Source organism: Pseudoalteromonas sp. US3C1013 (assembly GCF_048401115.1).
In the GTDB taxonomy this organism is placed as follows: domain Bacteria; phylum Pseudomonadota; class Gammaproteobacteria; order Enterobacterales; family Alteromonadaceae; genus Pseudoalteromonas; species Pseudoalteromonas undina.
In genome coordinates this window covers 533,257-549,977 of record NZ_CP183075.1, presented here as the reverse complement: position 1 = coordinate 549,977, position 16,721 = coordinate 533,257, and the positions used below count along the sequence as shown (strand labels likewise).

General features: G+C 40.9%; 12 protein-coding genes and 1 tRNA gene. 6 read left to right on the top strand and 7 right to left on the bottom strand.

The window, feature by feature from the left end; all coding sequences use genetic code 11:
- Positions 1 to 41: 41 nt before the first annotated feature.
- Positions 42 to 698, top strand: coding sequence for a YoaK family protein (locus ACNSN2_RS02555; protein WP_010390879.1), 657 nt, complete (start codon positions 42 to 44; stop codon positions 696 to 698).
- 56 nt (positions 699 to 754) lie between these two features.
- Positions 755 to 2,824, top strand: a complete 2,070-nt coding sequence (locus tag ACNSN2_RS02550) for a TonB-dependent receptor (protein ID WP_418608505.1) — start codon at positions 755 to 757, stop codon at positions 2,822 to 2,824.
- 56 nt (positions 2,825 to 2,880) lie between these two features.
- Here the strand turns inward: ACNSN2_RS02550 and ACNSN2_RS02545 are convergent, their stop codons facing one another.
- The 5 genes from ACNSN2_RS02545 to ACNSN2_RS02525 all read right to left on the bottom strand — a co-directional run bounded on the left by ACNSN2_RS02545 (position 2,881) and on the right by ACNSN2_RS02525 (position 8,319).
- Positions 2,881 to 4,020 carry a Na/Pi symporter gene (locus ACNSN2_RS02545; protein ID WP_418608504.1) on the bottom strand — a complete coding sequence of 380 codons (1,140 nt, stop codon included), beginning with the start codon at positions 4,018 to 4,020 and terminating at the stop codon, positions 2,881 to 2,883.
- A gap of 396 nt (positions 4,021 to 4,416) precedes the next feature.
- Entirely contained in the window at positions 4,417 to 5,679 is a 1,263-nt protein-coding gene (gene tyrS, locus ACNSN2_RS02540) for a tyrosine--tRNA ligase (protein WP_418608503.1), read from the bottom strand.
- Between the two features lie 84 nt (positions 5,680 to 5,763).
- On the bottom strand, positions 5,764 to 6,570 hold the full coding sequence (locus ACNSN2_RS02535; RefSeq protein ID WP_138622597.1) for a helix-turn-helix domain-containing protein: 807 nt from the start codon (positions 6,568 to 6,570) through the stop codon (positions 5,764 to 5,766).
- A 24-nt stretch (positions 6,571 to 6,594) separates the two neighbouring features.
- Positions 6,595 to 7,584, bottom strand: a complete 990-nt coding sequence (locus tag ACNSN2_RS02530) for a fatty acid desaturase (protein ID WP_055012847.1) — start codon at positions 7,582 to 7,584, stop codon at positions 6,595 to 6,597.
- Between the two features lie 650 nt (positions 7,585 to 8,234).
- Positions 8,235 to 8,319: transfer RNA gene (locus ACNSN2_RS02525), tRNA-Leu, on the bottom strand.
- A gap of 271 nt (positions 8,320 to 8,590) precedes the next feature.
- Here ACNSN2_RS02525 and ACNSN2_RS02520 point away from each other — a divergent pair.
- Positions 8,591 to 9,091: an RDD family protein gene (locus ACNSN2_RS02520; RefSeq protein WP_418608502.1), complete on the top strand. Its 501-nt coding sequence runs from the start codon at positions 8,591 to 8,593 to the stop codon at positions 9,089 to 9,091.
- A gap of 91 nt (positions 9,092 to 9,182) precedes the next feature.
- Here ACNSN2_RS02520 and lptG read toward each other — a convergent pair whose 3' ends face one another.
- Together lptG and lptF are read right to left on the bottom strand one after the other, a co-directional pair.
- On the bottom strand, positions 9,183 to 10,250 hold the full coding sequence (gene lptG / locus ACNSN2_RS02515) for an LPS export ABC transporter permease LptG (RefSeq protein WP_008466816.1): 1,068 nt from the start codon (positions 10,248 to 10,250) through the stop codon (positions 9,183 to 9,185).
- Entirely contained in the window at positions 10,247 to 11,359 is a 1,113-nt protein-coding gene (lptF, locus tag ACNSN2_RS02510; protein WP_418609034.1) for an LPS export ABC transporter permease LptF, read from the bottom strand. Before lptF ends, lptG begins: the two co-directional genes overlap by 4 nt.
- Positions 11,360 to 11,666: 307 nt before the next feature.
- Here lptF and pepA point away from each other — a divergent pair, with 307 nt between their 5' ends.
- The 3 genes from pepA to ACNSN2_RS02495 all read left to right on the top strand — a co-directional run bounded on the left by pepA (position 11,667) and on the right by ACNSN2_RS02495 (position 16,708).
- Positions 11,667 to 13,178 (top strand): leucyl aminopeptidase, encoded by a 1,512-nt coding sequence (pepA, locus tag ACNSN2_RS02505; RefSeq protein WP_418608501.1) that lies wholly within the window; start codon positions 11,667 to 11,669, stop codon positions 13,176 to 13,178.
- A gap of 172 nt (positions 13,179 to 13,350) precedes the next feature.
- Positions 13,351 to 13,797 carry a DNA polymerase III subunit chi gene (locus ACNSN2_RS02500; RefSeq protein ID WP_013464165.1) on the top strand — a complete coding sequence of 149 codons (447 nt, stop codon included), beginning with the start codon at positions 13,351 to 13,353 and terminating at the stop codon, positions 13,795 to 13,797.
- Positions 13,798 to 13,855: 58 nt separating this feature from the next.
- Positions 13,856 to 16,708, top strand: coding sequence for a valine--tRNA ligase (locus tag ACNSN2_RS02495; RefSeq protein ID WP_418608500.1), 2,853 nt, complete (start codon positions 13,856 to 13,858; stop codon positions 16,706 to 16,708).
- The last annotated feature ends 13 nt before the right edge of the window (positions 16,709 to 16,721 follow it).

Sequence of the window (16,721 nt, the reverse complement as noted above, 5' to 3'; positions counted from 1 at the left end):
AGTGTATGATTAATCTACACACTGAAACCGGAGCTAAAAGGATGTTTACAAAACTACCTAAGTGGGTCGAATATGGTGCGTTTACCCTCGCTTTTATTGCCGGTATGGTAAACGCAGTAGGTTTATTAGGGTTTGAACAGCAAGCAATTTCTCACGTTTCAGGGTCGGTGACTTCATTAGCTATTGAACTTACTACCAACATCAAGGCAGCGTTATTTTTAATTGCGATTGTACTGAGTTTTATATTTGGCTCGGCATTAACGGGCTTAATGCTTTCAGGCGGTTCACTTAAGCTAGGCCGCCATTACGATACGCTCTTATTTATTGAGGGTATTTTACTGCTGTTAAGCGCACAGCTACTTCAATATTCTTACCCTTACGCACTTACACTTGCTTCTGCGGCCTGCGGCTTACAAAATGCTTTAGCCACTAACTACAGCGGCGCAGTTGTGCGAACCACTCACTTAACCGGTATTTTTACCGATCTGGGTTTGATGTTTGGTAAAGCCCTAAAAGGAGAAGCTTTTGACAATAGAAAATGCTTGGTCTTTGTATTAATTATTGCCGGGTTTTTAGCCGGCGGAGTGGTAGGTGTATTACTATTTAAACATTACTCAGTGCTCACTTTAGTTTTTCCGGGCATTTTTTGTATTGTTTTATCGATTACTTATCGGGTTTATAGGTTGAGTGTGCTTTAACCAATTCACAAAATCCCCTACCCTAAACTTATCAAATTGCCGATGTGCTGGAATTTATGAAATATTACTATTTACCCCCGTTATTGTTATGCAGTCAGTTAGGTTTAATTAATAGTGCGTGTGCTGAAGATACCGCGCAATCAATTGAACGTATCACCACCACAGCATCGCGTAGTGAAGCGCTTTCCACGCCATTACCACTGGTGATCAGTGTATTAAGTGAATCACAGCTTGAGCTTATAGCTCCTACCCATGTAGAGGAAGCGCTACAACGCGTTGCAGGTGCCAATGTCCAACGTGGGAATGGCCAAGAGTATTTACCGGCTCTGCGCTCACAAGTACTTTCTGGAACGGGCGCTTGTGGTGGTGTTTTAACCGCAGAAGATGGCATAGCTCTTCGTGCAGCTGGTTTTTGTAATATCAATGAACTATTCGAAGCACATAGCGAAATGGCAGAGCGTATTGAAGTATTAAAAGGCCCAGGTTCTGCACTTTATGGTTCTAATGCAGTGCATGGTGTAATTAACGTTATTACCCCTGATACTACGCAAGGTGGTGGTTTACTAGGCTTTGATTATGGCTCTTATGGTTATGCTCGCTATAAATTACGTGCAGGCCATGCCATGGATAATTCAGGCCTAGGTATTAATGCTAGTTTTACTGATGATAGCGGTTATCGAGATGATGAAAGCGTAAAGCAACAAAAAATAAATGTGCGCCATCGCTATAATAATAACAACTTAAGCTTAGTTTCTGGGCTTACGTATACCAATTTAGATCAACAAACTGCTGGTTATATTAGCGGTTTTCAAAGCTATAAAGATGAAGATATAGCGCAGCAAAACTTTGATCCCGACGCCTTTAGAAAAGCTCGCTCGCTTAGAGCTTGGAGTAAAGCAAGCTGGCAATTAGGAGAGAACACTCTAGTTGTGACTCCTTATATTCGTGACCAAAGCATGGACTTTTTTAAACACTTTTTACCCGGCACACCACTTGAAAAAAATAGCCAAACTGGGTTTGGTCTACAATCGCTTTATCAGCATTATGTGAACGACAATACCAACTTAAAGCTTGGTTTTGATGGTGAGTTTACCCAAGCCGATTTTTTACAAACCCAAGATAACCCCACTCAAGGTTCTGCGTTTTTAGTAGCCACAGTGCCGCAAGGTAAACATTACGATTACCAAGTCGATGCCACCTTATATGCCCCATTTGCCGCTATTGAATGGCAGCTAAATAATTGGCTTATAACCGCAGGTCTACGTTATGAGCATATGCAATATGACTATCAAAACAATATGCTTACAGGGCGTACAAAAGAAGATGGCAGTAAATGTGGTTTTGGTGGCTGTCGTTATAGTCGCCCAGAGAGCACTAAAAACAGCTTTAGTAATCTTTCGCCAAAACTCGGGGTGAGCTATCAGCTTAATATTAACAATACACTATACGCTAACTTTTCAAGAGGCTATAGAGCCCCACAAGCAGCTGAGCTTTATCAATTACAACGCGAGCAAAGTACTGCCGACTTAGACGCAGAAATAGCAAATAATGCTGAGTTAGGTATTAAAGGGGTGTACAACAATACTCGATACGGTTTGTCGGCTTATGCGATGAGCAAGCACAATACCATCTACCGTGACAGTGACTTTTTTACTGTTAATGACGGCCAAACTCGACATCGCGGCATTGAGCTTGAGTTAGCGCATAGCTTTAATCAGCACTTATCGGTTAACTTCGCAGGCACTTATGCCAAGCATACGTACTCGAATGAGCAAATCATTGGCAGTATTAATATTAAAGGTAACGATATTGATACCGCACCTCGAAAGGTTGCTAATATCGATTTTAACTGGCAAGCCAACGAGAGTATTAGTCTTGCGCTACAATGGCACTATGTGAGTCGCTACTTTACCGACCCTGAAAACTTACATGAATATCAAGGTCACGATATTTTAAGCTTGCGCGGCCAATGGCAAATAAGCCCACAGCTATTACTGAGTGCGCGAATAATTAACCTAACCAACACGGCTTACGCACAGCGCGCAGATTACACTAGTTTTACTGGCGATCGTTACTTCCCAGGAAAACCGCGTAATGCCATGCTGTCTGTAAGTTACCAATGGTAAAACAAAAAATGCGCTATATAAGCTATATAGCGCATTCTTTTTATTCATTTATTTGCTTATCTAACGGCCAGTACAATTAGACCTGGCACCACAAAGAACGACCCTAACACATAGCCTAATGCAGCTGATTTATTCTTTGTACCAATTTCGGCTAGCTTTTCGGCTAACTTAAGCGGAATTTCACGTAGTACAGGAACTCCGTAAATTAGTGCAACCGCAAATACATTAAACATAACGTGTACTAAAGCAATCGTTAGCGCCACTTCAGCCATAGGCCCTGTAATTGATGTGGCGGCTAATAAAGCGGTAATGGTTGTACCAATATTAGCGCCTAGCGTAAATGGATAGATTTGACGTGTAGTAAACACACCACTTCCCGCAAGTGGGATCATTAAACTCGTAGTAGTTGATGACGACTGAACCATAACTGTTACCGCCGCACCTGATGTTATACCTGCGATAGGCCCGCGCCCAATTGCACCATGCAGTATATCTTTTGCAGTGCCAACCAATGCTTTTTTAAGTAGTTTACCTAATGTAGTTACGGCAAATAAAATCAAACAAATACCTGCTATAACCATCGCTGCACCTAGCATTTTTGTGTCTAGGAAGCTAAATGCATCTTTTATTCCACCCACAGCAGGTTTAACAAGTGGTTTAATAAAGTTGTAGCTCTTTAATGATAAGTCAGCATCACCAATAAATAGATGCGACAAAGCAGCTGACATTTTTTGCAGCAAACCAAACATTATCTCAAGCGGTAAAAATATAATAACGGCAAATAAATTAAAGAAATCATGAACCGTTGATGCTGCAAACGCACGTTGAAACTCTTCTTTAGAGCGAATATGACCAATAGACACTAAGGTGTTAGTAATAGTAGTACCAATATTTGCACCCATCACCATTGGAATAGCAATACTTAACGGTAAACCGCCAGCAACAAGGCCCACTATTACTGAGGTAACAGTTGATGACGATTGCACTAAAGCCGTTGCCAAAGCACCTAATAATAATGCAATAAACGGGTTGGTTGCGAATGCAAAAATTTCTTTCGCTCCCTCGGTACCGCCCGACGCTAATTTAAAACCACCACTGACAGTGCCAACGGCTACCAGGACTAAATAAACTAAAAAGGCGATAGCAGCCCAGTTAAGCGTTTTTATTAATAGCGTATTGCGCTTTGATTCACTCATGTTTAAATCTCAGTTTTTGTCTTACCGATTATGGCATTTTGATGACGTTTTTGTTTCAGAGCGCATTAGAACACCTAAATATTACAGAAATATTTCAATTCGATTAACGTGCTTGAGTGAGTAAAGAGATTAATACAAAGAAACAACTCGTGCGCACAGCGCTATTAAAAACAGATAGCAAAGTTACTTTATTATCAGCCACTTAAAAAAGTTACTTTTAACTTAGCATTTCACAGTGATTTACAAATGCCTACAAAACACATTAATAACGGCAATTAAATTATTAATTACCGTTATTGTAATGAGAAAAAACAATGAAGACTTTTAAAAAACTTAAGTAGTTTGGATTAAGAATACCCCCTAAAACCACATAAAAAATCACCATTAGAGGGAAATTCAATTGAGTTTAATTAACCTAAATTGTTTTTTACCTCGCTGTATTAACCAAAAACGTTGATGCAATGCCAAATTTAACTGACTATGATCAGCCGAAATTGTTTCACCATTAATTTTTACTGCGTTTGCAGCTATCAGTTCTCTTGCGGCACGCTTAGAGTTTGCTAAACCACTGAGAACCAATAGCGCGGAGGTGGTTATATTAATTTCAGTAAGGGTTATTACTGGTAAGCCGTCTTGTTCTAATTGTGCTAAATCATTTAAATTTAAGGTTTGTACTTGTCCATTAAATAACAACTCAGTGATACGCTGCGCACTTGCCAAGCCTTCTTCAGCATGAACAAAACGGGTTAATTGCTCAGCTAAAATGCGCTGTGCTTGAGGCTTTTGGTCGCTTATCTTATCGTTTGCTTCTATGGCCTCAATTTCTTTAACTGATAAAAAAGTATAAAAACGCAAAAAGTTATACACATCAGCATCTTCACAATTTAACCAAAACTGATAAAAACGATACGGTGAGGTTTTTTTGGGGTTGAGCCAAATAGCACCGCCCTCGGTTTTTCCAAATTTTGTACCGTCTGACTTGGTAATAAGTGGCAACGTTAAACCAAACACTGTTTGCTGGTTTAAACGGCGGGTTAAATCAATTCCACTGACGATATTACCCCACTGATCGTTACCGCCTATCTGCAAAGTACAATTTAGCTCACTATTGAGCTTAGCAAAGTCATACGACTGCAATAAGGAGTAACTAAATTCAGTAAACGACAAGCCTTGGTCTGGACGTTGCAAACGTTGTTTTACTGACTCGCGGTTGATCATGGTGTTAATTGAAAAGTGTTTACCTACATCACGAAAAAAGTCTAATACATCAATACTGCTAAACCAGTCAGCGTTATTTTTTATTTGCAGTGGCTGGTTTAAATGCGGACCAAGTACACTCTCAACTTGGTTTGCAAGCGCATCCACCCATTGCGACACCGTTTGTTTGGTATTTAGGCTACGCTCAGTGGCTTTAAAACTCGGGTCACCAATCAATCCTGTAGCCCCCCCAATTAATGCCACACCTTGATGCCCTGCATCCATAAAACGCTTTAGCATTATTAATGGTACTAAGTGACCTATATGTAAGCTACCTGCGGTAGGATCGAAGCCACAGTAAACCACCTGTGGGGTTTCAAGCTTCTGGGTTAATTGCTCAATATTACTCACTTGAGAGACTAAACCACGCTGCGTAATGTCATTAAGTAAATGTGCTGTCATCGTATTTCTCAAAATTATCTATAAGAAAAATACTAATTAAACTCAGCGATGGGCACTATATCCCTAAAGGGACATAATCGCGTTTTATTTTGTGTGCATTAAATGATTTAAAAACAATCGAAAAAATTCACTCAGTGAAGCAACGTTTAACTGCGAATATATACGTTTGCGATGGTTTTTAACTGTACCTAGGGCAATCCCAAGCTGAACAGCAATATCTGCGGAGTCGCAACCTTGCACAATTAAACAAGCCACTTGATGCTCTCGTTGAGTGAGTTGTTGGTTAGCAAATGATGTGAGGGCATTTTCTATAAGCTGCCCAGTAACTGAACTATTAAATTGATTTAATAGTAATTTTTGGCTACCCCAATGTTGGCTACACAGTGCTTTTATTAAATTAAAATGTGCTATTAATTGCTGCTTTTGCAACGCACTAAAGCGCTGGTTATTGGATAATAAACCAAGGTAAATAACAATCGAGCGACCGTTACCTATATTAGTACAAATACTTAGCTCATCAGTCCAGTCAGTGTGAGTATAAAACTGCTGTTGATATGCCTTAAAGGTCAGTTCATCTTGATAACGAGCTATATCAGCGAGCCGAAATACTCCTTCCTCAGCTTTACTAATCAGTTCAGTATAAAAAGGGTCGTTTACAAACGAGTTAGTAAGGTAGCGCTGAAATAAAAGTTCACGCTGTTTCTCGATAGAATCGAATAAATAAATGGGATGCTTATTTACTCTGCAAGCCAATACAACCGCACAATCAAACTCAACAATAAGGGCAATGTAATTAACCAGCTTTTGCGCAAAACTGGTCCCCTTTATAGCTTGTACACATTGCGCTAACGCATCTTGCTGAGTTAATTGCTGCTGCGAGTCCGACTGCATTATGATGCCATTTTACACTGAGTATCACTGATACAAGTTTGCTTGCTTAATACTGGCAAAATCATTAAAACGCACGCCGTGTTGGCGCATCACTTCAAGGATTTTTTTACTGATCATTTGTCGTAAATAAAACGGCTGATTCGGCACAAAATGATGAATAGTATGAGTATGCCCAAAGTTAAAGCAAAATAAATTAAATGGCATAAACAAACGGCTGGTGATGACGTGAGTTTGTTCAAGCATATTATTAACACCGCCGTAATAATGCATACTTGAAGTAACAAAATTAAGGGAGCTCGAACGTACAATATTAGGCACAATCAGCACCACCATTAGAAATTCAAACACATTCATTGCATCAAGCAGCAATACAGGTGAATTAGCAGCCAGTGGAGTGAACAAATTAACTAAGTGAAACACAATTACGCTATATAAAATGGCGAAATACGCAGTAGTAATGGGAAAACCTGCATTAAACACTTTAAAGAAGCTAAACCCATTAATTTCTTTACTAAAACGTTTTGCATTAATTAATAAACCGAGTAATCCATCAACAATTACCAAGGCACGTAAAAACGGATTTTTAATACCATTACCTACCAAACGCTCTTCTAAATCTTGCTCAGTACCCGACGTTTTGTGATGATGTAAATGCATCTTGCGACGGTACCATGGGCTTATGGTATTAGGACGCATCAGCCACACGGTTAACATCATAAAATTATGCAAAAATGGTTGGTTGCTAAAGTACTGTTTGTGGATTAAGTCATGCTCAAGCTCATGGGAAATTGAGGTAGCAATGGCCGCTAAAATAATGCATAGCCAAGCGGGAATAATAGCAAAATAATACAGCGTGCCAATTCCGATTAATGCACTCAAAGAAAGTAATAAAATAGCCATTCCTAAGGTATTTTGATGCATTAATAGCGGGTGTTTTTTACGCAGTAATGCTTCTTCAGCCTTAATCGCTTTTACAATGGCTTGAATATTCTGTTTTGCGGTTAGTTGAGTCATGATGTTTTATTCGCAACAAGAGGTTGAGGTATATAATACCCGAGTCAAAACACATTGCATAACTTAGCACACCCGTATCAATGAAAAATACGATTAAAGTCAGGCCTGTGTTTACTATCTAACCTTAGTTCTGGATAAGAAACCTATCTCAAGCAGAGCTTAAGGTTAGGTAAACCAAAACGTTTACAGGCCAAGTTTAGATCAAAACCTACTGCTTATAAAAGTAGCAATGTTGGACACATTTTTTGTAATTAAAATCCGGCAACTCAAATCTTAGGCATAAAAAAACCCCAACCAATTTGGTCGGGGCTATAATCTATATAGCTGAGTATATAATTCATCCTTGAAGCTGCATCCATCGTTCATCCATGAACTCACTTCGAGTCACTGCGAAACTGCGTTTCGGTTCACTCTCACCCAGTGGCCGGACTTTTACTTATAACAGCGGCACCTCACGTGCCGCTTAAGTCCGGCAACTCAAATTTAAGGCATAAAAAACCCCAACCAATTTGGTCGGGGCTATAAAAAAATGGTACTAAGTTGCCGGACTTTTACTTATAACAGCGGCACCTCACGTGCCGCTCGAGTCCGGCAACTCAAATCTTAGGCATAAAAAAACCCCTGCTAAATCTAGCAGGGGCTATAAAAAGTGGTACCAGCGGCCGGACTTGAACCGGCACGCCTTGCGGCAGGGGATTTTGAATCCCCCATGTATACCAATTTCATCACGCTGGCATCATTTTTCTTTAACCTTCTAAACACGAGAAGATAAAGAAAAACCACTTAAGAGTGAAAGATTATGTACCCTCTTCCATCTCATTGCCTAGCATTATACAAACAATGAGCAAAGCGGCAAGCGTTTTATGTCTTAAGCGTGATCGACCGCTTAACATTTAGGCAACCATTAACATTTGAACCAATAGCTGGTTAAGCACGTAGCGTAATAGGTAGTATTTAGCGGCTTATTTGCTAAACTATCGCGCACATTAACAGTGAGAGTATATTTATGTCGGCTGAGTTTCCACGAACAGGGTTTTGGCGTCGTTTTGCGTCATTGGTGTACGACACATTAGCTATTATCGCTTTTGCGATGCTAACGGTGGTATTGTATTTATTTGCTATCCAAGGACTTATTTCCCTTGATGTTATTGCCCTCAATGGCGCTGAAGATGTATCTGCACGTATTCAAGATTCACTATTACTTTCTGGTATTCGTAGCTCGCTGCTGGTGCTTGTTGGCTTGGTATTTTTTGGTTATTTTTGGACGAAAAGTGGGCAAACAATTGGTATGCGAGCATGGCGCTTAAAAGTACAAACCAACCAAGGAAGTTTAATTAGCTGGCCACAAGCTATTATCCGCAGTATCAGCGCATTCCTTGGTTTAGGAAATTTAGTGGTATTAGTCGACTTTAAAAATAAAAAAGCACTACAAGATTACTTATCAAAAACCGAAGTGGTTACGCTCACCAAAGAAGAAAATAAACGCGTGTATCGCGAACTAGATTAATACTTAATCTAGTGAATTGGTATAAGCTAAAGCATAAAAAACGCGGCACTTTTAAAAAAGGCCGCGTTTTTTATTTAAGCTTTAAGTCTAGCTACACCCGCTTATTCATCAAATAAGCTGCAAACCCAGTAAATAAAATGCTCGGTAGAACGGCGCCTACAATGGCTGGGATTTGATATACCATTACCACAGGGCCAAATATCTCATTAGTTAAGTGAAACACTATCCCCGTTACCACTCCCATGATAATTCGTGCCCCCATAGTTACGGTTCGCAGCGGACCAAATATAAACGATAAGGCAACCAACAACATCACAGCAATAGACACTGGCTGCATTAATTTACGCCATAGTGCTAAATCATAGGTACTTGTATCTTGCTCATTTTGCTGTAAATAAGCTAAATATGACCACAATCCTGAAAATGATAGTGACTCTGGTTTTACTGAAACCACGCCAAGTTTTTCACCGGTCAGCTGAGATGAGTAAAACTCTTCAGTAACTTGCTCCGTGGTAATTAGCTCTTCACTGATCAATACTTTGTTCACATCGCGCAGTAGCCAGCCATTATCACGCCCTACTGCTTCTTTTGCTTTAGTAATTTGTGTAAGTTGCAACGACTTATCAAAGTGGTACATATTTACGCCGCGCAGCATGCCATTTTGGTCAACATCTTCAATATTAATAAAGTTACTGCCATCTTTAGCCCACACGCCTTTTTGTGCATTAAATACATCCCCGCCATGAATAGCTTGGTTACGCATTTCTTTGGCGTGCAGCTGAGCAGCGGGCGCCCCCCACTCACCTAGCGCCATTACGCACAGCGCCATAAAAATTGCGGTTTTCATTACCGAGCCAATGATTTGTAAACGCGACATACCCGCGGCTTGCATTACTACCAACTCACTATTAGAAGCTAAAGCGCCTAACCCAGTTAAGCCACCAATAAGTGCTGCCATTGGGAAAAACACCACTAAATCGCCGGGCATACTATAAATGGTATATAGCAAGGCGGTCATAATATCGTAACTACCTCGGCCAACCGATTTAAGTTGCTCTATAAATTTTATTAAAGTACTGATCCCCACCAACACCATTAGTGCAAATCCAGTCGTTTGCATAATGCTACGACCTAAATACCAATCAAGCGTTTTCATCATATGTGTTGCTCCCGTTTAGTCACGACAGCCTTCAGCCAAACACCTAATGGGCGGCCTTTAATAATTAATAAACTACCTATAAATAATGCACTTAGATGAATCCACCATAGGCCAATAGAGGGCGGAATTTTCCCATCTTCTACCGCAAACTTAGCCGCGTTGAGTAAAATGAAATACCCTAAATATAAGCTCAAAGCGGGCACTAATTTAGCAAATTTACCTTGGCGTGGATTAACAACGCTCAGGGGTACTGCTAGTAAAGTTAATAATGGGATAGATAACGGAATAGCTAAACGCCATTGCCACTGTGCAATTGCTTCTGGAGTGTTAATAGACATTAACTCACGAGTTGGCACGGCTTCTAACTTACGACGTTGATGTTCTATTTCTTGCTCGCGAATTTGTACGCTGTAACCATCAAACTCAGTCAAGTTAAGTGAAGGCGCTTCGCCGTCAGTTTCATAGCGCTTACCATCAGTGAGCACTAACTGCTGCTCACCATTTTGCGCTTCAATAACAACGCCCTGCTCTGCATAAACTAAACGCGCTAGGTCACTTTTTTCACTATCGGGTAGTTGTGCCACAAAAACTTTGTTGAGCTCTTTGCCGCCATTTTCAATATTATGAATAAATACCACGGCTTTTTCGTTACCGGTTTGTTGAAAACGCCCAGCTCTAAGCGCCGATAATCCAGCATCCGCCTTTGCTTGCTCTTTTAATTGATATTCTTGCTCGCTAGCCCAAGGTGCAACATACAAGGTAAGTACCGCGGCGAGTAACGCTAAGATGACACTAGAAATAAGCGTAATGCGCACCACATACCACTCACTCACGCCACAAGCTTTAAGTACTGTCATTTCACTGTCAGCGTAAATACGGCTATAAGCTAAAATAATTCCTAAAAATAAACTCAGGGGTAAAATTAATGATGCTAGCTGTGGCAACTTAAGCGCAATCATTGCGAACACGAGTTTTGCTGGGATGCTCCCCTCTGAGGCATCACCAAGAATAACAACAAACTTTTGCGACAAAAATATGGTCATTAAAGTTAAAAATACGGCGACCTGCGATTTTAAAACCTCAGTGGTCAAATAACGGAAAATTAGCAACATTCGCCCCTGTTAAACATGGAATTTCAATATAATAATAAAAAACGATGAGTGAACTAGTTAATTCACTCATTTTAAATGAGTATTAAGCACATATTATAAGCCATCAATATTAATTATCCTACCTAACATCACGATATAATGTTGCATTAGTTACCCTTAAGCATATAAAGTTCAAATACACAGTAAGAGTCGAGTAAAATCTACTAATATTAGCGCTAGACCTAAAAATTTAGGTAAAAAGACTAGAAAACACATTTTTAGTCCCAATTTAGCTTCTATAGATGACTCAAAATCAGGAGTGACAATGGAATTCAACGTAAAAAGTGGTAGCCCAGAAAAACAACGCAGTGCGTGTATTGTTGTGGGTGTGTATGAACCACGCAGGTTATCCCCCATTGGTGAACAACTTGATAAAATTAGCGATGGTTATATCTCTAATTTATTACGCCGTGGCGACTTAGAAGGTAAGCCAGGACAAGTACTACTATTGCATCATGTGCCCAATATTTTAAGCGAACGTATTTTACTTGTTGGCTGCGGTAAAGAACGCGAACTTGACGATAAACAATATAAGCAAATTATTTCTAAAACTATCAACACGCTAAACGAAACGGGTTCAATGGAGGCCGTGTGCTTTTTAACTGAGCAACACGTTAAAGGCCGTGATACCTATTGGAAAGTGCGTCAAGCGGTAGAAACAACCCAAGACTGTTTATACACCTTCAATCAGCTAAAAAGTAAGAAAGTAGACCCACGTCGTCCACTGCGTAAAATGGTATTTAACGTTCCTACGCGCCGCGAACTGACTATAGGTGAAAGTGCCATTGAGCATGGCCTAGCGATTGCTGCTGGTAGCAAATTGTGCAAAGACGTTGCCAATATGCCGCCTAATATTTGTAATCCAGCGTATCTCGGCGAGCAAGCCAAAGAACTTGAGACTAATTTTGACAACATCACTGTTGAGCTGATTGGCGAAGATAAAATGGCAGAACTAGGTATGAACTCATACCTAGCAGTTGGTCGTGGTAGTGATAACGAATCGGTTATGTCGGTAATTAACTACAAAGGCGCAAGCGATGACCAAGCGCCTATCGTTCTCGTTGGTAAAGGCTTAACCTTTGACTCAGGCGGTATTTCATTAAAACCAGGCGAAGGCATGGATGAAATGAAATACGACATGGGGGGCGCAGCTGGTGTTATTGGCGCTATGCGCTCACTTGCACAAATGCAGCTACCTATAAACGTAATTGGTGTTTTAGCCGGCTGTGAAAACATGCCAAGCTCAAACGCCTATCGCCCAGGAGACATACTAACAACTATGTCTGGGCAAACGGTAGAAGTACTTAACACCGATGCCGAAGGCCGTTTAGTATTATGTGATGCGCTGACCTATGTTGAACGTTTTGAACCAGAAACCGTGATTGATGTTGCAACCTTAACCGGTGCATGTATTGTTGCTTTAGGTGCCCATGCTACGGGTTTATTAGCTAATCATAATCCACTGGCGCATGATTTATTAAAAGCGTCTGAGCAAAGTGGCGATCGTGCATGGCAACTGCCATTATGGGATGATTATCAAGATCAACTTGAAAGCCCGTTTGCCGACTTTACTAATTTAGGTGGGCGCGCTGCAGGTACTATTACCGCGGCCTGTTTCTTATCTAAATTTACTAAAAAGTATAACTGGGCTCATTTAGATATTGCCGGTACTGCATGGCGCAGCGGCGCTAAAAAAGGCGCAACAGGTCGTCCTGTTCCTATGCTGACTCAGTATTTATTAAACCGAGCTGGTATTAGCGAAGCAACTCACGACTAACAAACCAACACAGGGCTTCACAGCTCAATGTAGAGTATAAAATAAGGCGCTTTTAAAGCGCCTTATTTATTGGGTATTAATTGAAGCAAACCCCGTTATATGGCAAAATCCCCTTCTTAATTTGTGTGTATTTAATAACAGCACAATCAATGTCATGGGAAATCCCGATACAATGAACATGAATGCCCAGTTTTTCATTTTAAAGCAACAAGATGAGTCATTAGCTAAAGCCGATGATCACTTTGCTTTAGCAGCTCAAATAGCTGGGCAACAGTATCGGCTTGGTCAACGCGTATTTATTTTTGTAGATAGCGAAGAAACCGCCAACAGCATTGACGAAACTATTTGGACATTTGATGCCGACAGTTTTGTACCTCACAATTTACAAGGCGAAGGCCCAAAAGGCGGCGCACCTGTAGAAATAGGCACAACACCACCCGTTGGTAATCGTAAAGTATTAATTAACTTGGCCAATCACTTACCGGATTTTATTCGTCGGTTTAACCAAGTTTTTGATTTTGTACCCGTAGAGCCCGTAGCCAAACAAGCCGCTCGTGAGCGCTTTAAAAAACTACGCCAACTCGGTGCCAATATCACCACGCAAGATATTAATCGCTAACGCTCACTGCGTACAAAGCTAACTAACTCATTTAAGTACTTATTTAAGGTTCTGTGTAATGGATAAAACCTACAATCCGCAAGATATTGAACAGTCTCTCTATCAAGACTGGGAACAAAAAGGCTACTTTAAGCCATCTGGCCAAGGCACCCCATATTCAATTATGATCCCGCCGCCAAATGTCACGGGTAGCTTACACATGGGCCACGCTTTCCAAGATACTATCATGGATACCTTAACGCGCTTTAAACGTATGCAAGGTAACAATACGTTGTGGCAAGTAGGTACTGACCACGCAGGTATCGCCACACAAATGCTAGTAGAGCGTAAGCTTGCGGCAGAAGAAGGTAAGACACGCCACGATTTAGGCCGTGATGCATTCATCGATAAAATTTGGGAATGGAAAAACGAGTCTGGTGGCACAATCACTAAACAACTTCGCCGCTTAGGTGCTTCTGTTGATTGGGACCGTGAACGTTTTACCATGGACGATGGCCTATCAGAAGCTGTTAAAGAAGTATTTGTACGCCTTCATAAAGAAAACCTAATTTACCGTGGTAAACGCCTAGTAAACTGGGATCCAAAATTACACACTGCGATTTCTGATCTTGAAGTAGAAAACAAAAACAAACAAGGCCATATGTGGAACTTACGTTACCCACTAGCTGATGGCGTAAAAACGCAAGACGGTAAAGACTACATTGTTGTAGCCACTACGCGCCCAGAAACCATGCTGGGTGACTCAGGTGTTGCAGTAAACCCAGATGACGAACGCTATCAAGACCTAATCGGTAAAGAGATTTTACTACCGATTGTTAATCGTCGTATTAAAATTGTTGCCGATGAACATGCCGATAAAGACAAAGGTACAGGCTGTGTAAAAATCACGCCAGCGCACGACTTTAACGATAACGAAGTAGGTAAACGTCATCAAATGCCGATGATTAATATCTTCGATAAAGACGCGGCTATTTTAACAAAAGGTGAAACATACACCTTTGATGGTAAAGAACTTGAATTTGACGCGCCTATTCCTGAGCGCCTGCATGGCCTTGACCGTTTTGACGCACGAAAAGCCATTGTTGCTGAATTTGAAGAGCTCGGCTTACTTGAAAAAATTGAAGACCATGGCTTAACCGTTCCTTACGGTGACCGCTCTGGTGTTGTTATTGAACCACTACTTACTGACCAATGGTATGTGCGTGTTGCACCTCTTGCAGAGCCTGCAAAAGAGGCTGTTAAAAATGGTGACATTCAGTTTGTACCTAAGCAATATGAAAACATGTACTTTTCGTGGATGAATGACGTACAAGATTGGTGTATTTCACGTCAGCTTTGGTGGGGTCACCGTATTCCAGCTTGGTACGATAGCGAAGGTAACGTATACGTTGGCCGTGATGAAGCGGAAGTTCGCCGCGATAACAACATTGCAGATAGCGTAGCACTTAGCCAAGACGAAGACGTTCTTGATACGTGGTTTTCATCTGCACTGTGGACATTCTCAACTCAAGGTTGGCCAGAGAATACTGATGACTTAAAAACCTTCCACCCGTCTGACGTGTTGGTAACCGGTTTTGATATTATTTTCTTCTGGGTTGCGCGTATGATCATGATGACGCTGCATTTTATAAAAGATGAAAATGGCAAACCACAAGTGCCATTCAAAACAGTTTATGTAACTGGTTTAATACGTGACGATAACGGCGATAAAATGTCTAAGTCAAAAGGTAACGTACTTGACCCACTTGATATGATTGACGGCATTGGCCTTGAAGACTTAGTACAAAAACGTACTGGTAATATGATGCAGCCAAAACTTGCCGCTAAAATTGAAAAAGATACCCGCAAAGTATTTGCAAACGGTATTGAAGCACACGGTACCGACGCACTGCGCTTTACCTTAGCAGCGATGGCTTCAACTGGTCGTGATATTAACTGGGATATGAACCGCCTTGAAGGCTACCGTAACTTCTGTAACAAATTATGGAACGCAAGCCGTTACGTATTAATGAACACAGAAGAGCAAGACTGTGGCTTTAACGATAGCGAAAAGCAGTACTCGTTAGCTGATCGCTGGATTTTAGGTCAATATGAAGCCACGGTTAAAACCTACACCGAGCACCTTGATAACTACCGTTTTGATTTAGCGGCGAACACATTATATGAATTCACCTGGAATCAGTTCTGTGATTGGTACTTAGAACTAACTAAGCCGGTACTATTTAAAGGCAATGAAACTCAGCAACGTGGTACACGTCATACACTTATTACCGTACTTGAAAGCTTACTGCGTTTAATGCACCCAATGATGCCTTACATTACAGAAACAATTTGGCAACGTGTAGCGCCACTTGCAGGGCTTGAAACAACAGGCACTAGCATTATGGTACAAGGGTTCCCTGTTTATAACCAAGCCAATGTTGATTCACAAGCGATGGATGACTTAGAGTGGGTTAAGCAATTCATTTTAGCAATTCGTAATATTCGTGGTGAAATGGATATTAGCCCAAGCAAGCCGCTATCGGTATTACTAGCGAATGCATCGAGCGACGATGTGCGCCGTATTAACGAAAATGAATCGTTTTTAGCGTCACTCGCTAAGCTTGAAGCATTTACTCTGCTTGAAAACAAAGACGATGCCCCAGCGTGTGCAACCTCTTATGTTGGCAACCTTGAGATTATGATCCCAATGGCGGGGTTAATTGATGTCGAAGCTGAGCTTGCACGTATTAACAAGCAACTTGAAAAAGCTGAGAAAGGCCTAGCGCAAGTGCAAAACAAACTGGCTAACGAAAAGTTTGTTAACAATGCACCTGAAGCGGTACTTGCTAAAGAAAATGCTAAGCTAGCTGAATTTACCGATGCAAAAACTAAGCTACTAGAGCAAAAAGTTAAAATAGAAAGCTTATAATTAAACCAGTACG